This is a genomic window from Streptomyces sp. SAT1, from assembly GCF_001654495.1.
In the GTDB taxonomy this organism is placed as follows: Bacteria; Actinomycetota; Actinomycetes; order Streptomycetales; family Streptomycetaceae; genus Streptomyces; species Streptomyces andamanensis.
Map to the genome: position 1 here is coordinate 3,297,724 of NZ_CP015849.1, position 18,252 is coordinate 3,315,975.

23 protein-coding genes are annotated in these 18,252 nt (G+C 72.9%); 5 read left to right on the top strand and 18 right to left on the bottom strand.

Going from position 1 to position 18,252, the window contains the following annotated elements:
• Positions 1-18: 18 nt before the first annotated feature.
• From A8713_RS14305 to A8713_RS14315, 3 genes are all read right to left on the bottom strand, one after another.
• Positions 19-933 (bottom strand): winged helix-turn-helix domain-containing protein, encoded by a 915-nt coding sequence (locus A8713_RS14305; protein WP_237305368.1) that lies wholly within the window; start codon positions 931-933, stop codon positions 19-21.
• Between the two features lie 347 nt (positions 934-1,280).
• Positions 1,281-2,546: a GNAT family N-acetyltransferase gene (locus tag A8713_RS14310; protein WP_064533857.1), complete on the bottom strand. Its 1,266-nt coding sequence runs from the start codon at positions 2,544-2,546 to the stop codon at positions 1,281-1,283.
• An 83-nt stretch (positions 2,547-2,629) separates the two neighbouring features.
• Positions 2,630-3,313, bottom strand: a complete 684-nt coding sequence (locus tag A8713_RS14315; protein WP_064533858.1) for an RsiG family protein — start codon at positions 3,311-3,313, stop codon at positions 2,630-2,632.
• A gap of 149 nt (positions 3,314-3,462) precedes the next feature.
• On the opposite strand from A8713_RS14315, the gene dtd reads away from it, so the two are divergent.
• Entirely contained in the window at positions 3,463-3,888 is a 426-nt protein-coding gene (gene dtd, locus A8713_RS14320; RefSeq protein ID WP_064537508.1) for a D-aminoacyl-tRNA deacylase, read from the top strand.
• 18 nt (positions 3,889-3,906) lie between these two features.
• Here dtd and ygfZ read toward each other — a convergent pair whose 3' ends face one another.
• From ygfZ to A8713_RS14350, 7 genes are all read right to left on the bottom strand, one after another.
• Positions 3,907-4,872: a CAF17-like 4Fe-4S cluster assembly/insertion protein YgfZ gene (ygfZ, locus tag A8713_RS14325; protein WP_064533859.1), complete on the bottom strand. Its 966-nt coding sequence runs from the start codon at positions 4,870-4,872 to the stop codon at positions 3,907-3,909.
• A gap of 10 nt (positions 4,873-4,882) precedes the next feature.
• Positions 4,883-5,320 (bottom strand): Fur family transcriptional regulator, encoded by a 438-nt coding sequence (locus tag A8713_RS14330; RefSeq protein WP_018568780.1) that lies wholly within the window; start codon positions 5,318-5,320, stop codon positions 4,883-4,885.
• 31 nt (positions 5,321-5,351) lie between these two features.
• Positions 5,352-5,927 carry an FABP family protein gene (locus tag A8713_RS14335; protein ID WP_064533860.1) on the bottom strand — a complete coding sequence of 192 codons (576 nt, stop codon included), beginning with the start codon at positions 5,925-5,927 and terminating at the stop codon, positions 5,352-5,354.
• A 226-nt stretch (positions 5,928-6,153) separates the two neighbouring features.
• A complete protein-coding gene (locus A8713_RS14340) occupies positions 6,154-7,116 on the bottom strand; it encodes a hypothetical protein (protein ID WP_064533861.1) in 963 nt (320 codons plus the stop codon).
• Complete coding sequence (locus A8713_RS14345) at positions 7,113-7,955, bottom strand: hypothetical protein (protein ID WP_064533862.1); 843 nt, start codon at positions 7,953-7,955, stop codon at positions 7,113-7,115. Before A8713_RS14345 ends, A8713_RS14340 begins: the two co-directional genes overlap by 4 nt.
• A complete protein-coding gene (locus tag A8713_RS34645) occupies positions 7,952-8,077 on the bottom strand; it encodes a hypothetical protein (RefSeq protein ID WP_257784410.1) in 126 nt (41 codons plus the stop codon). The genes A8713_RS14345 and A8713_RS34645 overlap by 4 nt, the downstream gene beginning before the upstream one ends.
• On the bottom strand, positions 8,035-8,709 hold the full coding sequence (locus tag A8713_RS14350; protein ID WP_237305369.1) for a hypothetical protein: 675 nt from the start codon (positions 8,707-8,709) through the stop codon (positions 8,035-8,037). Before A8713_RS14350 ends, A8713_RS34645 begins: the two co-directional genes overlap by 43 nt.
• 101 nt (positions 8,710-8,810) lie before the next feature.
• Here A8713_RS14350 and A8713_RS14355 point away from each other — a divergent pair, with 101 nt between their 5' ends.
• Positions 8,811-9,173, top strand: a complete 363-nt coding sequence (locus tag A8713_RS14355; RefSeq protein WP_037895671.1) for a DsrE family protein — start codon at positions 8,811-8,813, stop codon at positions 9,171-9,173.
• A gap of 38 nt (positions 9,174-9,211) precedes the next feature.
• Here the strand turns inward: A8713_RS14355 and A8713_RS14360 are convergent, their stop codons facing one another.
• The 8 genes from A8713_RS14360 to A8713_RS14390 form a co-directional block, all read right to left on the bottom strand.
• The gene (locus A8713_RS14360) at positions 9,212-9,469 is read right to left on the bottom strand and encodes a DUF3099 domain-containing protein (protein ID WP_026252680.1); all 258 of its coding nucleotides are present in this window, start codon (positions 9,467-9,469) and stop codon (positions 9,212-9,214) included.
• Positions 9,470-9,566: 97 nt separating this feature from the next.
• Positions 9,567-9,854: a DUF1416 domain-containing protein gene (locus A8713_RS14365; RefSeq protein WP_004986406.1), complete on the bottom strand. Its 288-nt coding sequence runs from the start codon at positions 9,852-9,854 to the stop codon at positions 9,567-9,569.
• Between the two features lie 42 nt (positions 9,855-9,896).
• Positions 9,897-10,742, bottom strand: coding sequence for a sulfurtransferase (locus A8713_RS14370; RefSeq protein WP_064533863.1), 846 nt, complete (start codon positions 10,740-10,742; stop codon positions 9,897-9,899).
• Between the two features lie 124 nt (positions 10,743-10,866).
• A complete protein-coding gene (locus A8713_RS34930) occupies positions 10,867-10,947 on the bottom strand; it encodes an Ms5788A family Cys-rich leader peptide (RefSeq protein ID WP_350751515.1) in 81 nt (26 codons plus the stop codon).
• A gap of 187 nt (positions 10,948-11,134) precedes the next feature.
• The gene (locus A8713_RS14375; RefSeq protein WP_064533864.1) at positions 11,135-11,860 is read right to left on the bottom strand and encodes an LmeA family phospholipid-binding protein; all 726 of its coding nucleotides are present in this window, start codon (positions 11,858-11,860) and stop codon (positions 11,135-11,137) included.
• A gap of 168 nt (positions 11,861-12,028) precedes the next feature.
• A complete protein-coding gene (locus tag A8713_RS14380; RefSeq protein WP_064533865.1) occupies positions 12,029-13,378 on the bottom strand; it encodes a hypothetical protein in 1,350 nt (449 codons plus the stop codon).
• Between the two features lie 3 nt (positions 13,379-13,381).
• The gene (locus tag A8713_RS14385) at positions 13,382-13,636 is read right to left on the bottom strand and encodes a MoaD/ThiS family protein (RefSeq protein ID WP_064533866.1); all 255 of its coding nucleotides are present in this window, start codon (positions 13,634-13,636) and stop codon (positions 13,382-13,384) included.
• A 46-nt stretch (positions 13,637-13,682) separates the two neighbouring features.
• Positions 13,683-14,645 (bottom strand): alpha/beta hydrolase, encoded by a 963-nt coding sequence (locus tag A8713_RS14390; RefSeq protein WP_064533867.1) that lies wholly within the window; start codon positions 14,643-14,645, stop codon positions 13,683-13,685.
• A gap of 238 nt (positions 14,646-14,883) precedes the next feature.
• Between A8713_RS14390 and A8713_RS14395 the strand changes: the two genes are divergently transcribed.
• From A8713_RS14395 to A8713_RS14405, 3 genes are all read left to right on the top strand, one after another.
• Positions 14,884-15,669, top strand: coding sequence for a response regulator transcription factor (locus tag A8713_RS14395; RefSeq protein ID WP_064537509.1), 786 nt, complete (start codon positions 14,884-14,886; stop codon positions 15,667-15,669).
• 117 nt (positions 15,670-15,786) lie between these two features.
• The gene (locus tag A8713_RS14400) at positions 15,787-16,809 is read left to right on the top strand and encodes a LacI family DNA-binding transcriptional regulator (RefSeq protein WP_078510108.1); all 1,023 of its coding nucleotides are present in this window, start codon (positions 15,787-15,789) and stop codon (positions 16,807-16,809) included.
• Between the two features lie 135 nt (positions 16,810-16,944).
• Positions 16,945-18,141, top strand: coding sequence for a S1C family serine protease (locus A8713_RS14405; RefSeq protein WP_064533868.1), 1,197 nt, complete (start codon positions 16,945-16,947; stop codon positions 18,139-18,141).
• Positions 18,142-18,252: the final 111 nt, after the last annotated feature.

The window sequence follows — 18,252 nt, forward strand, 5'->3', positions numbered from 1 at the left end:
GCCGGGCGCCGGGCGCGGTCAGCCCGTGAGCGTCAGCTCCGAGCTGATCGTGCCCCACAGCGCGTCGAACCACAGCCGCGACTGCCCGACGAACGCCGTGTCGCGCGGGCCCGCGCCCGCCGTGAAGGAGAACAGCACCGACCGGGTGCCCTGCGCGTCGTACAGCGGCCGGGGCGCGTGGTCGATCTCCTCCTCGCGGCGCCCCACGGTGTAGTACGCGAACAGCGCCTCGGCGCGGCCCAGCAGGTAGAGCTTGACGGGCGGGGTGAAGGGCAGCGCGCGGAAGGTCACGCGCACGTCGATGCCGTGGGTGGCGCGCAGGGACAGCAGATTGTGCCGCAGCACCCGGCCCTGGGCGTTGCGCATCTCCAGCCAGCGCCGGTGCACCGCGTCGTCCCGCCCGCCCCTTCCCCGGCCCTCCGCGGACACCGGGAAGGCCAGCGGGATGTTCCGCGACGGCACCAGCACCCGCACGTCGATCGTGGCCGGTTTCAGCCGTCCGGCGTGGATCTGGCGCAGCGGCTCGCCGAGGGCGAGGGTCAGCGAGACGGCGGTCAGGCAGAGCGCGTCGACCCGCACATGGGGGGCGGCGAAGGCGGCGGTGATCCGGGGCGCGAGCGCGGCGGTGGTGGGCAGCGGGGGCGCCGGGGCGCCGGCCGGGGCGCGCTCCGGGTGACCGGTGACGAACGCCGGTCTGCCCCGGGTGACCTGGGAGAGCAGGTGCTCCGCCGCCAGGGTGCGCAGGGCCTGCCGCACGGTCGCGCGCTCGACGCCGAACTCCGCGGCCAGCACCGCCTGCGCGGGCAGCCGCGCGCCCGGGGGCAGCGCGCCGCTCCTGATCCGCTGCCGCAGTTCGTCGGCCACCTCGCGCGGCGGTCTCCGCCGCCGCGGGATGCTCTCCCGCCCCGGGCCGAAGGCGTGTTCGGGGTCCACGTCCGCACCGTACAACTTCCCGCCATCTTGGGGCAGTTCCCCAGAAGGTGGTTATAAGTCGCGCCCAAGTGGAGATAAGAAAAGTAGAGTTGGCAGCCAACTCGGCCGACCTGGTCGGAGCTTCGGCTGGTTGGCTCCACGGTGACATGAGAACGACGCCGGACCGCGTTTCCCTCCGGAGGGGAGCCGGGAGCACGGTCGCGGCGCCGCACAGCCACAACTGAACAGCCGCGCCGAGGGCGCGGACAGCACAGCCACAACTGAAGAAGGTCCACCCGCACAGCCACAACAGAACAGCACGCTACGGATGCGTCACCCCTGCCTCGGTCACCGGCGGGAAGGAGCGTTCAGAACATGTCCGGGCACCACGGTCGCCGGGACGTGCGGAGCAGGGCGTCGGCCAGTCGGGCGGCGCCCGCTCGTTCTTCCCGGACCCGGCCCAGCGCCACGAGCCGCACCGCCGACTCGTCACCGAGCCACAGCGGTGCCAGTTCCCGGACGTCCAGCGTCAGATCGGCGGAGCGCGTGGTCGGCGCGCAGGACGCCCCCTCGGGCGACGCCTCCAGCAGCCAGCGGCCCCGCGCCCAGCCGCCCGCCTCGTCCGCGATCTCCAGCACCAGCGAGCCCCGCCCCGCGTAGGTGCGCGCCTCCAGCGCCCGTACGACGTCCAGGATCCGCACCCACAGCCAGTCGGCCTGGGTGGTGATCACGGCGGCGCGCGGGTCGGGCAGGAGGAAGGGGAGCAGGTCGTCCGGGGCGCGCCGGCCGCTCTTGACCTTCACCACCCAGTCCGTCGCGCACACATGCAGCCAGAGCGCGCGCTCGGCGGCCGGGGAGACGGCGATCAGGCTCTTCACCGTCGCGGTGTTCAGCGGCTGCTTGGCGTCCGTCCAGGTGTCGTCGCAGACATAGGCGGCCAGCCCCTCGACCGTGCCGTCCGCCGCGCGGTACACGGCGTGGAAGGGCTCGGTCCACGGACTGCGGTCCAGGCGCACCGCTCCGGTGTTCACCTGCCACCAGCGCTCCGTACGGTCGATCGCGCCCGGCTGGACGCGGCGCAGCCGCTCGTGCAGCTCGGGGCCGAGCTTGCGGACGTCGTCGGCGTCCACGAGGTCGACCCGGCCGCCGCCGTCCGGGGCCGGGCGGCGCGCGTCGAGGCCGGCCCGGGGCACGTCGATCGTCCACTCGGTGGCCCAGGTGGCGGGGCCGAAGCCGTAGCGGCCGTAGATCGGGTACTCGGCGGCGATCAGCGTGGCGACGACGTCACCGCGCTCCCGGGCCGCCGACAGGTCCCGCGCCATCATGCGGGTCAGCAGGCCGCGGCGGCGGTGGGTGGCGGTGACCGTGACGCTCGTGACGGCGTCGGCGGGGACGGTGGCGCCGCCGACCACGGTCAGTTCCTGCGCGAAGGACCGGAAGGTCGCCACGCACCGGCCCCGGTCGAAGGCGCCGAGCGTCCGGGCCGGGTCGATGGAGGAACGGCGGTCGGCGATCTCCGCGTCGGAGACCTCCGGACTGCGCAGGAACCCGGTGTTCAGCGCGCGGGTCCAGTCGGGGATCTCCGCCTCGGTGACGGGGCGGACGTCGAGGGGGAGCTGGTCGCCGGTGGTCATGGTCCGACCGTAGGCGGTGCGGACAGGAGGTGTCGCGGGCATTTCCGGCGGCCGGGGCGCGCTCCGGCCGCGCGCCCCCGGGATCACAGCAGCAGGTCGTCCACCTGGGCCTCGCCGTCGCGGTATCTGCGGGCGATCTCCGCGCTGCATCCGTCGGCGGTGCGCTGGAGCCGGTGGCGGCGGACGGACACCCGCTGCTCGTAGCGCACGAGCCGGGCCATCCCCGCGCCCAGTTCCAGGTCGGTGCGCGCGTCCAGGTCGGACAGCTCGACCTCGGCGAGCATCTCGGCGGACAGCCGCCGGTACTCCTCGCCGTACGGGGTGCCGACGGTGACGTGCCGGGCCGAGGAGCGCTGCCGGGCGGGCGCGTCCCGCAGGATCTCCGCCAGCCGCTCGACGACGGACGCCCCGGCGCCCTCCACGGCCGACACGAACCCGGCCTCGCCCTCGGAGAGCCGGTCCCGGCAGCCCCGCCGCGCCAGCTCCGCGCGGAGGATGTCGATCCGCCCCTGGAGCAGCCGCCGCACATAGCTCAGGTCGGCCTCGTCCCGCTGCGCCGCCCGGCGCAGCGCGCGCAGCTCCGGCAGGCTCAGCACGGTCAGGTCGCAGTCCGCCGGATCCTCCTCCCGCGCCGGACGCGGGTCCACCACGGGCGGGCTGTCGGTACGCTGCACCGGCGGCCGGTGGGCGGTGGGCTCCGCGACGGCCGCGCACAGCGGCGGCACCGCCCCGGACTGCGGTTGTTGCTCGGTACTCGATGTGCTCATGCGCCTCAACCGTCCCCTCGACCGGCGCGTACGGAAGCATCGTGCCACCCCGAGTGGCCAGTATGTGACCGAGTGCCCCCGATCCGCCCCAGATGGGGGGTTACGAAGCATAAAGAAGCACGATATGGACGTCGGGCATCATGGTCGGCATGCGTGCAGTGGTGCAGAGGGTGGACGGCGCGAGTGTCGTCGTGGACGGCGAGACGGTGGGGGCGATCGAGGGCGAGGGGCTGTGCGTCCTCGTCGGCGTCACCCACGAGGACACCGAGGAGAAGGCGGCGCAGCTCGCCCGCAAGCTGTGGTCGGTCCGGATGCTGCACGACGAGAAGTCGTGCAGCGACATCGGCGCGCCGCTGCTGGTGATCAGCCAGTTCACGCTCTACGGCGACGCCCGCAAGGGCCGCCGCCCCACCTGGAACGCGGCGGCGCCCGGCGCGGCGGCCGAGCCGCTCGTCGACGAGGTGGTCGCGCAGCTCCGCGCGCTGGGCGCGACGGTGGCGACGGGCCGGTTCGGCGCGCGGATGCGGGTGTCGCTGACGAACGACGGCCCGTTCACCGTCCTGCTGGAGATCTGAGCCAGGTGGCGCGGGAGCCTACGGCTCGACGACGGTCTCCTGGGCCGCCGCCGTGTCCCCCGCCATCAGCCGGGCGTCCACCGGGACGTTCCGCTTGACCAGGGCGAGGGCGACCGGGCCCAGCTCGTGGTGGCGCGCCGAGGTGGTGATCTGGCCGACGCGGCGCCCGTCCGGACCCTCGTCGGCGAGCCGGATCTCGGTGCCGTGCGCGGGCAGGTGCACCTCGCTGCCGTCGAGGTGGAGGAAGACCAGGCGGCGCGGCGGCTTGCCCAGGTTCTGCACCCGGGCGACCGTCTCCTGTCCCCGGTAGCAGCCCTTCTGGAGGTGCACGGCGGTGCCGATCCAGCCCAGCTCGTGCGGGATGGTGCGGTGGTCGGTCTCGAAGCCGACGCGCGGGCGGTGCTGCTCGACGCGCAGCGCCTCGTGGGCGAGGATCCCGGCGGGCGGCCCGGCCTCGGCCGCGTAGGACTCCAGGTCCTCGCGGGGCAGGAACAGATCACGGCCGTACGGGGTCTCCCGGACGACGGCGCCCTCGGGGACCCCGGCGATCGAACCGGCCGGCAGGTGCACCACGGCGAAGTCGGCGGTGCGGTCGGCGACTTCGACGCGGTAGAAGAACTTCATCGACTCCAGGTAGGCGATCAGCGCCTCCTGGGTGCCGGGCTCCACATGCGCCCAGACGGTCTCGCCGTCGTCGACCAGATAGAGCGCGTGTTCGATATGGCCGTGGGCGGTGAGGATCAGCGCCTCGGTGGCCCGGCCGGCGGGCAGATCGCTGACGTGCTGGGTGAGCAGCAGGTGCAGCCAGCTCAGCCGGTCCTCGCCAGAGACGGCGACGACACCGCGGTGCGACAGGTCCACGAAACCGGCGCCGTCCGCGAGAGAGCGCTGTTCGCGGAACAGGTCGCCGTAGTGCGCGGCGACGCCTTCGTCCACACCTTCGGCGGGGACGGCGCCGGGCAGCGACAGCAGGGGGCTCTTCATACGGGCAAGCCTACGACGCCGGGTCCGCGCCCTTCCGTGAGCAGTCCGCGCAGCGGCCGAAGATCGCGAAGTGCTTCATGTCGGTGTCGAACCCGAACTGCCGCCGCAGTTTCGCGGTGAACTCGGCGGCCACCTCGACATCGGCCTCGATCACGTTGTCGCAGTCGCGGCAGACCAGGTGGAGGTGGTGGTGGCGGTCGGCCAGGTGGTAGGTCGGCGCACCGTGCCCGAGGTGGGCGTGGCTGACCAGGCCCAGCTCCTCCAGCAGCTCCAGGGTGCGGTAGACGGTGGAGATGTTGACCCCCGACGCCGTCTTGCGTACTTCGCACAGGATGTCGTCGGGGGTCGCGTGTTCGAGGGTGTCCACGGCTTCGAGCACGAGTTGCCGCTGCGGCGTCAGCCGGTAGCCGCGCTGCCTGAGGTCGCTCTTCCAGTCGGTGCTCACCACACCACGAGTCTAGGCCCTGGGGCCGGGGGCCCTACTTGAAGAAGGCGATGCCGTCGTCCGGGAGGTCGTCGGGGAGGGCCTTGGCCCAGCGCTCGACCTCCTCCGGGGTGACGACCTTCTTGAGGTGGGCCGACATGTAGGGGCGCAGCTCGACCTCGGGGGTCTGCTTCTCGCCGACCCACATCAGGTCGCTCTTGACGTAGCCGTACAGCCGCTTGCCGCCGGTGTAGGGGGCGGAGGCGGGGGTGCGGGCCACGGCGTCCGTGACCAGGTCGATCTGCGGCTTCTTGTCGGCCATCTCGCCGTACCAGATCTCGATGACGCCGTCGTCGCGGGTCATCGTGACCTCGACCTTGCGCTCGGCGTCGATCCGCCAGAAGCCGGACTCGGACTCCAGCGGGCGCACCTTGTTGCCCTCGTCGTCCAGCACCCAGGTGTGCGAGCGGTACTCCAGGAAGTCCCGCCCGTCATGGGTGAAGGAGACTTCCTGGCCGAAGTTGCACTTCTGGGACCCGGGGAAGTCGTGCACACCGGCGCCGGCCCAGTCGCCGAGCAGGAACGCGAGGGGGACCAGGTCCTTGTGGAGGTCGGACGGGATCTCGATCATGAGCGGGGACTCCTGGACGTGGTCAGCGCTGGCCCTGGTACAGCTTCTTCACGGTCAGGTAGGCGAAGGCGAGGACGCCGACGCAGACCAGGACCAGCAGGGTTTCGAAGAAGATCTCCACGGGGTGCTCCTTGTCGAGCGCGGTGCGGTACGTACGTACTCAGGGCCGGACCCCAGCTTAGTAGGCGTGGGCCCGGCCCTCTCGGCGAGGTGCTCCCCCGGCGGCTCAGCCGAGCAGTTCGCTCTGGAGCGTCACCGTCTGCTGGAAGGGGACGGCGGCCGCGGAGCCCTTGCGGGACTGCACGACCAGGGCGAGGACGTCACCCGCGCGGAGGTACGCCTGGCGGGTCTGCTCGGCGCCGTAGGGCTTGGCCTCGGCGTAGGCGACGCGTTCGACGCCGTCCACCCGGGCCCCGGTCGGGAACCCGTTGTCGAAGACGGACCGGTCGACACCCGCCAGCTCGTACCCGGGGCCGCCGGACTGCGAGAGCCCGTCGTCGTACAGGTGCTGCACGACGGCCGCGGTGTCGAACTGCAGCAGGTAGATCCGCGTCCGCGTGCCGTCCGCCGTGGTCCAGCCGCGGGCGGCGACGTGCCGCAGCCCGTGGTCGGTCAGCTGCTGCCCGAACTTCTCCCGGTCCTGCGGGCGGGCGTACGCGGTCAGGAAGTCCTTCGTCGCCAGCCAGCCGCCGGCGCCCCGCAGGGCCGTGTCCTCGTGGGCGCCGTGCGGCGCGGGCAGCACCAGGGCGCGCAGGTCGGTGTAGTGCGCCCCGGCGGTGTTGTCCGCGTCGTCCACCGCGGGACGGCCGGGCAGCAAGGGCGGCTTGACGATCGACGGGTAGTCCCAGCGGCCGTCGGAGGCGGTGGCGAGGCCGGGCACGTCCGTGCGGTCCATGCGGGTGACGCCGTACGCCGTCCCGGCACCGGCCGCCGCGAACACGGCGACGGCGGCGGTCCACCGCAGCAGGGCCCGCAGCCGCGGGCGGTCCTTGCGGACGGGCGGGGGCGGTCCGGCGGGGGCGGGCGCGATCTCGGGCGCGCTTCCGGCCTCGGCGCCGGACACGGCATCCGGGCCGGACACGGCATCCGGGCCGGTCACGGTCTCGGCCGGTTCGATGGTGGCCGGTTCGGTGGTGGCCCCCGGGGCGGGGGTACTCCGGGCGTTCTGGTCCGTGCTCTGTTCGGTCATACCGCCTGCCCCGGTTCCTTGATGCGGTCGAGCTGGTCGCGGAGCATCTCGGCCGCGCCCTTCGTGTCGAGCGGCTTGGCCGCCTGCATGGTCGCGCTGACCAGGACGTCGCCCTCGTACGCGGAGCAGGTCATCGCGTCGAGCTTCTCCTTGGAGTCCGTGGGCGGCAGGAAGCACCGCGCGTTCTTGTGCCCCTCGATCCTCGGACCGGCCCGGAAGACCTTCAGGGCCTCGAAGAGCTGCTGCTGGAACCCGGCGACGGAGCGCACGGTCCGGCTGCTGCCCATCCGGGCGAGCACGATCTCGACGGTGAAGGCGTGGTCGGCGTAGTAGGCGTTGCCGACCGCGTCGCCGTTGCTGAGGTAGCTGCGCATCGCCATGCCTTTGACCTGCTGTTTGTCGATCTCCTTCGCCAGTTGGCGACGCTGGGACAGGGGCAGGTTCCGCAGCGCCTGCTTGCGCAGTTCGGTGGCCTGCGCCCCGCTCAGCTCGGCGTCGGCCCCGAACTCACCGATGTCCGGGCCGCGCACGAACTCCTGGGTGCCGTACGGCAGCAGCATCCCCTTCAGACCGGTGGCCGCGCCCTGCCGCTGCCCGGCGGCTGCGGGTTTCGGCATGCGCCAGACCGGCGCCCCCGGGGAACGGTCGGCGTCGCGCACGACGGCGACGGTGTAGCCGGTGCCGCCGACGAGCGCCAGGAGCAGCGCCGCGCATCCGGTGACGAGGCCCGCCCGGCGGCGGCGCGGTGCGGGGGCGGCCGTCCGGTCCCGGTGGTCCGGCTGGTCCGGACGGTCCGGGGAGGGCGAGTGTGCGGGCTGGTCCGGGTGGTTCTCGTTCACAGCCGCCCCATCTGCCGCTCGGCCAGACTCATGATCTCCTTCTTGGTGATCGGCTTGGTGTCGTAGACGTAGATCTCCATCACGATGTCGCCGCGCCAGGCGTGCGCCTCGGCCCCGTACACCGGGACGTATCCCGGCTTACGGTCCGGTTCGGTGTCCGCGAACGCCATGCCCGCGCCGGTGCCCGGGATCGGCCAGCGGTGGCCGCGGGTCTCCCGTTCCGCCAGTAGATGTCCCCCTCCGCGCTGTCCTCGGCGGTCAGTTCCTCTTCCTGGCGGTACTGCACGAGACGGACCTCGACCTGATGCGTGCCGTCGGTCTCCCACCGGACGACGGCCGCCCGCCGGAACTGCTCCGCGATGTTGTTGCTGAACGCCTTCTTCGGGCTGGTGAACTCGTCCGCGTACTCCAGCAGGCCCATCCAGCCGTCTCCGGTCGGGGCGAGCCGGCCGTCCTTGGCCCCCTTCGGGCGGTCGACCAGCAGCTTGCGCAGGTCGCCGTCCGTCTTCACGCGGCGGTCCTGGGCGGCCGGCAGGGGTTCCGCCTCGCCCCCGGCCCGCTCGACCACCGGCTGGGACAGCGGCGGGAGCGGGGTGGGCGGGCGGTGGGCCTGGACGGCGTAGCCCGTGCAGGTGCCGGCGACCACGCCGAGCACGGCCGCCGCGGCGACGAGCAGCAGGGTGCGCCGGAGCCGGCGCGGTGGTCGGTCCGGCGCCCTCTCGGGTGCGGAACTCGGTCTTTCCGGTACTTCCACGACGTGCCCCCACAGTATGGAGCGCGCCTTTCGTGTGCGCGCTGCACAGGAGACACATGGGTCATGCATGGAGTTGTAAGGGAATTGATTACGATTCAGCCATGGCGAAGAAGCTCGTGATCAAGGTGACGGCCGGGGCGGACGCCCCCGAGCGGTGCTCGCAGGCGTTCACGGTCGCGTCGGTGGCCGTGGCCAGCGGGGTGGACGTGTCGCTGTGGCTGACCGGGGAGTCGTCGTGGTTCGCGCTGCCGGGGCGGGCGGCCGAGTTCGAGCTGCCGCACGCGGCGCCGCTGCCCGATCTGATCGACGCGATCCTCGCGGCGGGGCGGATCACGCTGTGCACGCAGTGCGCGGCCCGCCGGGACATCACCGAGCGGGACGTGATCGAGGGCGTGCGGATCGCCGGGGCGCAGGTCTTCGTGCAGGAGGCGCTGGGGGACGGGACGCAGGCGCTCGTCTACTGAGCGGCCCCGCGCACCCCGCGCCTTGAAGGCACCGCCGGTCAGTGGCGTTTCTTGCCGTCCAGCTCGTCCCACCACTCGTCGGACTTCGGGTCGCCGGACGGGTCGTCCCACCAGCGGTCCTCGGGGCCGCGCCGGTTGGCGACCATGGCGGCGACCGGCGGGATGACCATGGCGAACAGGCACATGCCGACGGCGGCCGGCACGGACCAGATGCGCACGACTCCCCAGGCCAGGACGAACAGCCCGATGCAGGTGCCCATCATGGCGAAATACGCGTGACGACGGCGTGCGTACATGTGTCCAGGGTAGGTCCGCCGGGCCCGCGCGGGCAGGCCGGAGGGCCGCACCCCTGGCGTCCAACCCCGGGTGCGGCCCTCCGCGTGCTCGGCGGTCTCAGACCGCGATCGCGACCTCCGCGAGGCCGCCCTGCTGCGCCACGACCGTACGGTCGGCGGTGCCGCCGGGAACGAGGGCGCGCACGGTCCAGGTGCCCTCGGCCGCGTAGAACCGGAACTGGCCGGTGGCGGAGGTCGGCACCTCCGCGGTGAACTCACCGGTCGAGTCGAGCAGGCGCACGTAGCCCGTCACCGGCTCGCCGTCGCGGGTCACCTGCCCCTGGATCGTCGTCTCACCGGGCTTGATCGTCGAGGCGTCGGGGCCGCCGGCCTTCGCTCCACACATGGCGTACTCCTGAAGAGAGGTCTTGAGAGGTCGGTCGGGCGGTTACTTGCCGGAGCCCAGCTCGATCGGCACGCCCACCAGGGAGCCGTACTCGGTCCAGGAGCCGTCGTAGTTCTTGACGTTCTCCACGCCCAGCAGCTCGTGCAGCACGAACCAGGTCAGCGCGGAGCGCTCACCGATGCGGCAGTAGGCGATGGTGTCCTTGCCCAGGTCGACGTCCTCGTCGGCGTAGAGGGCCTTCAGCTCCTCGTCCGAGCGGAAGGTGCCGTCGTCGTTGGCGTTCTTGGACCACGGGATGTTCTTTGCGGAGGGGACGTGGCCCGGACGCTGGGACTGCTCCTGCGGCAGGTGGGCCGGGGCGAGCAGCTTGCCGGAGAACTCGTCGGGCGAGCGGACGTCGACCAGGTTCTGCGCGCCGATGGCCTTGACCACGTCGTCGCGGAAGGCGCGGATCGCGGTGTTCTGCGGCTTCGCCTTGTACGCGGTCCTCGCGCGCTCGGGCACGTCGGTGCCGTCGACCAGCTCGCGGGCGTCCAGCTCCCACTTCTTGCGGCCGCCGTCGAGCAGCTTGACGTTCTCGTGGCCGTAGAGCTTGAAGTACCAGTACGCGTAGGAGGCGAACCAGTTGTTGTTGCCGCCGTAGAGGATCACCAGGGTGTCGTTGGCGATGCCCTTCTCCGACAGGAGCTTCTCGAAGCCCTCCTGGTCGACGAAGTCACGGCGGACCGGGTCCTGGAGGTCCTTGGTCCAGTCGATGCGGATCGCGTTCTTGATGTGGTTCTTCTCGTAGGCGGACGTGTCTTCGTCCACCTCGACGAGGGCGATGTTCGGGTCGTCCAGGTGTTCCTGGACCCAGTCGGCATCGACCAGTACGTCGCTGCGGCTCATGTTCCATCTCCTCCGGGGCAGTCGCGGGGGCGTGAGAGTGCGTGGCTGCGCGCTCGCGGGGCGAGCGGCGCATGAGGGGGCCCGGCAGGCGGGCGGGAGACGCGGAGCCTCGCGGGGCGTCCGCTCAGAAGGGGCGACAGAGCATGGCGGCAACGCGGCACAGGTCCACTGCCCGCCGCTTGGTGAGATCCGCCTGTCGCTTCATGGCCTCGATCGTAGGGAGGGACAGGCGGCCATGTCACCGGCATGTCGCATGATGAGACGGGATCGTCCGCATTGCGGGATGGAGGGGTGGTGGCGAAGCGGTGGGTACGGGGTCGGAGCGGGCGGTTCCCCGGTCGGCGCCGGGTGTCCATCTGCGGTGCGGACGGGCGTGTCTCGCCAGTCGGACGCTATCCGGCCAGCTTGACCTTCGAGCCCTTCACCGTGATCTCGACGCCGTTCTTCGCGGCCCGCACCGAGGCGAGCCGGATGCCGCCGGGGAGCTGGTCGATGGCCTGCTGGAAGTCGGTGACCGACCGCATCCGGCCCTCGGCCAGCGCGAGACCGGCCAGGTCCGGCAGGCCGTCGGCCTTGACGCGCACCTTGTTGTTCTCGACGCTGACGGAGCTGAGCACCTGGATCGGGGCGGGCAGCGCGGACACCTTCACCGTCACCTTGATCTTGCCGTTGCCGCCGTCGGCGAGGCCCACCACCCGGGTGGTCACCCCCGGCAGCACCTGGGTGGACTCGGCCCCGGCGGTCTTCAGCAGCTCGGCGTAGGCGATGGTCGCGGTGCCGGTCGCGTCGGCGGCCGTGGCGGAGCTGTAGTCCCCGGAGAACTCCACGCCCCTCATGTCGGCCTTCAGGTCGTCGATCCGGATCTTCTGCCCCCGCTCGCCGCCGTCCGCCTCGTAGTGCTCGATGCCGACCTCGACGTCGTCCAGCTTCCCGCCCGCCACCTGGGTCAGGAACGGGAAGCCCTTGATGGACACGTCCGGGCTGCTCGGCAGGTGCTCCGTCTCCCGCAGCTTGTCCGCGACCTGCTGCTCGGCGAAGTGCACGGCCACCCGGTCGGCCACCGTGAAGAGCACGCCGAGGACCACGACGACGATCAGCAGTATTCGCAGCGCGCGCATCCCGTGCTTCCCCCACTCGGCGGTTCCCGACGGCCCCGGACGGCCGTCAGGCGCGAGCGTAACCCGCCGGGCGGGCCCGACCCGGACTTTGTCGACCAGCTGTTACCAGCTGTTACGAGGGCGCCGCTCAGCCCGGCGCGCCCAGCCCGGCGCGCACAACCTGTGCGCTCAGCCCAGCGCGCGCCCCAGCAGCCACACCACCGGCGCCGCCGCCGACAGGGGCAGCGCCACCCCGGCGGTGAAGTGCACGAAACGCGAGGGGTAGTCGTAGGCGGCCACCCGGTGCCCGACCAGCGCGCACACGCCCGCGCCCGCGCCGAGCAGCGCGCCCCGGGCGCCGAGCCCGGTCAGACCGCCCACCGCGATGCCCGCACCGGCCGCCGCGAGCAGCGCGACCACCACCGAGGCGGCACCGGGCAACGGCAGCGCCCGCGCCACCACGGCCGCCGCGACCGCCACCGCGCCCACCGCGACCGTGTCCGCGCCGGCTCCCAGATAGCCGGTCGCCAGGATCGCCAGCGCCGCCGAGGCGACGGTCGCCATCAGCCCGTACATCCGCTCGTCCGGCTCGGCGTGCGAGCGCAGTTGCAGGACCAGGGAGAGCAGCACCCAGACGCCGAGCGTGCCGAGGATCGCCGCGGGGGCGTGCGCCCGGCCCGCGCCGAGCACGGCCGCGTCCGAGACGAGGGCGCCCGCGAAGGCGAGGGCGATGCCCTGGCGGGCCGGCCACATGCCGTTCAGCCGGAACCAGCCGGCCGCCGTCACGGCCTGGAGCACCACCAGCGGTACGAGCAGCGCGTACGTGCCGGCCTCGGCCGCGCCGGCCAGCAGCAGGCCCAGCAGCGCGGTCAGCCCGGCGGGCTGCATCCCGGGGTCGATGATCGGCGAGCGGCCCTCGGCGCGGGCCCGCTGGGCGTCGGTGACGCGCGTGTTGCCACCGACTGTGGCGGGGCCGTAGCCGGAGCCGGCGCCCGGACCCTCACCGGCCGGGGCGGGGGCCTGGGCGGGAGCCGCTTCGGGGGCCGGGGCGGCGGGCTGGGGCTGGGGCTCCGGGTGGGCCAGCGGGGGCAGGTAGGCCGTCCGCGCGGCGGCGGACTCCGGCGCGGGGGCCGGTTCCCGCGCGGTGACGACGGGCTGCCCGTGCGTCTGGCTGTCCCAGGTCTGGCCCTGCCACTGCTGCGTGTGGTCCAGGTCCTGTCCGTGGCCGTAGCCCTGGCTCTGGGCCTGGTTCTGGCTGTGGTCCTGGCTCTGGGGAGCGGTGTACGGATCGGCGTACGGCTGCTGCCCCTGGCCGGGCCAGACCTGCTGCGGCTGGGCGGCCTGCTGTCCGTACTGGTCGTACTGGTCGTGCGGCTGGCCGTACTGCTGGCCGTACTGCTGCCCGTACCGGTCGTACCGGCCGTCGGGCCGCTGCTGGTACCGCTGCCCGTTCTGCTGGTGCGCGTAGGGGTCGTAGCCCTCCGGGGCACCCTGGCGGGGATCGCCGTACCCGGCGCCCTCATACGGCTGGTCGGTCATCGCTCACCCTCCTGCGAACGGCGGGAGCACCTCGACCGTGCCGCCCTCGGTCAGCCGTACCGTCTCATGGTCGCGCGTCCCCACGGGGTCACCGTCGATGAGGAACGAGCAGCGCCGCAGGACGCGGGACAGCTCGCCGGGGTGCCGCTCGCGCACCGCGTCGAGCGCACCGGCGAGCGTCTGCGCCTCGTACGGCTCCTCGGCGACCCCGGCCGCGGACTTCGCCGCGGCCCAGTAGCGCACCGTGACCTTTGCCATTCGTTCCTCGATACTCGGTGTCGGACCGGCAATGAACACGGTCAGGCTAGCCCGCCCGTGCGACGGCCCAGCGCGCGATGCGGTGCAGCAGGGGCCCGGGGGCGGCGTTCTCGGCGTGGCCCATGCCCGGCTCGACCCAGAGTTCGCCGTGGTCACCGGCCGCCGCGGCCAGCATCCGGGGGTGGTCGAGGGGGAAGTAGGCGTCCTGGTCGCCGTGCACGATCAGCAGCGGTACGGGAGCGATGCGCGCCGCCGCCTCCACCGGGGAGAGCGGGACGGGGTCCCAGGCGCGGTGGTGGATCCGGGTACGGAAGCCGTAGCGGCCCACCAGGCGTCCCTCGGGGCGCATGACCAGCCAGTGCAGCCGACGCATGGGGGCCGTGCCCCGGTAGTACCAGCGCGCCGGGGCGCTCACGGAGACCACGGCGTCGGTGTGCTCCGCCGCGCGCCCCCGGGCGCCGCCGTCCTCCGGGCCGTGCAGCGCCGCGTGCCGCAGCACCACCGAGCCGCCCATGGAGAAGCCTACGGTGACCACGCGCGCGTGCCCGAGACCGCGCGCCCAGGCCACCGCCGCGGCGAGGTCCAGCACCTCCCGGTCGCCGACCGTCGAACGGCCGCCGGAGGCGCCGTGACCGCGGAAGGAGAAGGTGACCACGGCTCCATGCTCACCGAACACCTGCGCGATACGACGCACGTGCGGGCGATCCAGGTCACCGGTGAAACCATGTGCGATCACGAAAACCGGGCGCGGGGCCGCGGCACCGGACGGCACGTCCGCCTCAGCCGCCTCAGCGGTCTCAGCGGTCTCAGCCGCCCTGGCCGCCCCGGCCGTCACAGGCTCTCCGGCTGGGTCCCGGCGGGTCCGTCCGGCGGCGCCCGGCTCGTACAGCGCGTCGACCGCCACCCCGTCAGCCGCCCGCAGAAACCTTCTGACCTGCGTACGGGGCGGCGTCTCGGAGTCCGGGACGATCGTCGGACGCGCCACATGACCTGCCGTATCCCCGCTCATGTCGGCTATTCTGCTGGGAAGAGGACTCGGGCAGCGAAGCCCCCGGGTCCTTTTGTGCTTTCGGCGGGCGTTGTATACGACGCGGGAAACCGCAGGTGTACGCCGGCCGCCGGGGCGCGGTGGCTCTTGACACGCGGGCGGTACCCCAGCGCCGGGACCCCGAGGAGGAACCAGAGGCCATGGACGAGCGAACCGTGTACGACCATACGAGGCGGACGGCCCGGACAGGGTGGTCACGATGAGTTCACTGCTGCTCCTGACCAACGCCCTCCAGCCGTCCACCGAGGTGCTCCCCGCCCTCGGTCTGCTGCTGCACCAGGTGCGGGTGGCTCCGGCCGAGGGCCCCGCGCTCGTCGACACGCCGGGCGCCGACGTCGTCCTGGTCGACGGGCGGCGCGAGCTGCCCCAGGTGCGCAGCCTGTGCCAGCTGCTGCGCTCCACCGGACCGGGCTGCCCGCTGGTCCTCGTCGTGACGGAGGGCGGTCTCGCGGCGGTCACCGCCGACTGGGGCATCGACGACGTCCTGCTCGACACCGCGGGTCCCGCCGAGGTGGAGGCCCGGCTGCGGCTCGCGCTGGGCCGCAGGCAGCTCGTCGACGACGACTCGCCGACGGAGATCCGCAACGGCGACCTGTCCGTGGACGAGGCCACCTACAGCGCCAAGCTCAAGGGCCGGGTGCTGGACCTCACCTTCAAGGAGTTCGAGCTGCTGAAGTACCTGGCGCAGCACCCGGGCCGCGTCTTCACCCGCGCCCAGCTCCTCCAGGAGGTCTGGGGCTACGACTACTTCGGCGGCACCCGGACGGTCGACGTCCACGTACGGCGGCTGCGCGCCAAGCTCGGACCCGAGCACGAGTCGCTGATCGGCACCGTACGGAACGTCGGCTACCGCTTCGTCACCCCGGAGAAGCCGGAGAAGAGGGCGGAGAAGCGGCCGGAGAACGCGGCGAACACGGCGAAGGCGCAGCCGGAGGACGCCGAGGGCGCGGGGAATCAGGGGAAACCGGTCCGCGCCGAGGCGTGAGCCGGGGGCGCGGGGGCGGCGTGCCGCCACCCGTCCCCGCGGGCGGGACGTTGCGGTTGCACATCCATGCCGTGATAAGCCCTGCCCGGGGCTGATCCATCCGCGTAGACTCCGCGCGTGGCCAAGGTGACTCGGGACGACGTGGCGAGACTGGCGGGGACTTCCACCGCCGTGGTCAGCTATGTGATCAACAACGGACCCCGGCCGGTCGCCCCGGCCACGCGCGAGCGCGTCCTCGCCGCGATCAAGGAGCTGGGGTACCGGCCCGACCGGGTCGCCCAGGCGATGGCCTCGCGGCGCACGGACCTGATAGGTCTGATCGTCCCGGACGCCCGCCAGCCCTTCTTCGGGGAGATGGCGCACGCGGTCGAGTGGGCGGCGGCCGAGCGCGGGAAAATGGTCCTCGTCGGCAACTCCGACTACGTGGCCGAGCGCGAGGTCCACTATCTGCGGGCCTTCCTCGGGATGCGCGTCTCGGGCCTCATCCTCGTCTCGCACGCGCTGAACGACCTGGCCGCCGCCGAGATCGACGCCTGGGACGCCCGCGTGGTGCTGCTGCACGAGCGGCCCGAGGCCATCGACGACGTGGCCGTGGTCACCGACGACCTGGGCGGCGCCCAGCTCGCCGTACGCCACCTGCTGGAACACGGCTACGAGTACGTCGCCTGCATGGGCGGCACCGCGGACACGCCCGCCGTGGGCGACCCGGTCTCCGACCACGTCGAGGGCTGGCGGCGCGCGATGGCCGAGGCCGGGCTGTCCACCGAGGGACGGCTGTTCGAGGCGCCGTACAACCGCTACGACGCCTACCGGGTCGGCCTGGAGGTCCTGGCCGGACCGGACCGGCCGCCGGCGGTCTTCTGCTCCACCGACGACCAGGCGATCGGCCTGCTGCGGGCCGCCCGCGAGCTGCGGATCGAGGTCCCCGGCGAGCTGGCCGTGGCCGGGTTCGACGACATCAAGGAGGCGGCGCTCGCGGACCCGCCGCTGACGACGGTCGCCTCCGACCGCTCCGCGATGGCCCGCGCGGCCGTGGACCTGGTCCTGGACGACGGGGTGCGGGTCACCGGTTCGCGGCGCGAGCGGCTGCGGGTGTTCCCCTCCCGGCTGGTGGTGCGCGCCTCCTGCGGCTGCGGCTGACGGCCCGCCCTCCGGTCCTCTCCCCTCCCCGTCCCCTCCCGCCCGAGGCGCCTTTATATCGGGCATACGAGGTTCTGTCGGGCTTTTCAGGGGGGACTCACGAAGCTCTCATGATCCCGGGACACTCTCAATGACATGACCGAGAGCATCCGCCGCAGCGGCGAGTACGAGTACTCCCAGGGTGACGCACAGACCCCGACCGCCTCCTTCGCGCAGCCGGCGGACCCGCACCGGTCCGCCGCCTCCTCCGCGAGCCCGGTGAACCCGGTGAGCCCGGTGAACCCGGAGTGGCCGCCCCCGCCGGCGTACGCCCCGGCCACTCCCCCGGCGTACGCCACCGGCGGCCACGGCGGTCATGACGGCTACGGCGGCCAGGGCCACGGCGGCCATGACGGCGGCACCGCTCTCCTGCCCACCGCCCCGGCCGGTCCCCCGCCCGCCCCCCGCAAGCGCGCCAAGGGACCGCTCGCGCTGCTCGCCGCCGTGGCGATCGCGGCGGCGGCGGTCGGCGGCGGCACCGCCTACGCCTTCCAGCAGCTGACCGGCAAGGACACGGTCGCCGCCGGGACCACCAGCACCAACGTGGTGCCCTCCAGCCAGCGCGGCAGCATCGCCGCGATCGCCAAGGCGGTCAGCCCCAGCGTCGTGGAGATCACCGCGACACTCAGCAACGGGACCTCCACCGGTTCCGGTGTGATCATCAGCAGCGGCGGCGAGATCGTCACCAACAACCACGTGATAGCGGGCGCCTCCACGATCAAGGCGCGGACCAGCAACGGCGACACGTACACCGCGCAGGTCGTCGGCACCGACAGCTCCAAGGACCTCGCCCTGATCAAGCTGGCGGGCGCCTCCGGGCTGAAGCCCGCCGCGCTGGGCGACTCCAGCGCCGTGGCGGTCGGCGACCAGGTCGTCGCGATCGGCTCCCCCGAGGGCCTGACCGGCACCGTCACCAGCGGCATCGTCTCCTCGCTCAACCGCGACGTGACCGTGTCCACCGACGAGAGCCAGGGGCAGGGCCAGGGGCAGGGGCAGGGCGACGGCCAGTGGCCGTTCGAGTTCGGCGGCCGGCACTTCAACGGCGACACCGGCTCCTCCACCACCACCTACAAGGCCATCCAGACCGACGCGTCCCTGAACCCGGGCAACTCCGGCGGCGCGCTGATCGACGCGGCAGGCAACATCATCGGCATCAACTCGGCGATGTACTCGGCGGCAACGTCCGGTTCGGGTGACTCCTCCAGCGCCGGCAGCGTCGGACTCGGCTTCGCCATCCCGATCGACACCGTCAAGGCCGACCTGGCCAAGCTGCGCTCCGGCGCCCAGAACTGACACCGGCGGGCCACGGCGGCGCCCCCTCGGGACCCGCCGCCGGCCGCCCCGCCCACCGCACCGCGAGGAAGGACACGCGCAGGCACCACGGCACCCCGCACGACAAGGAGC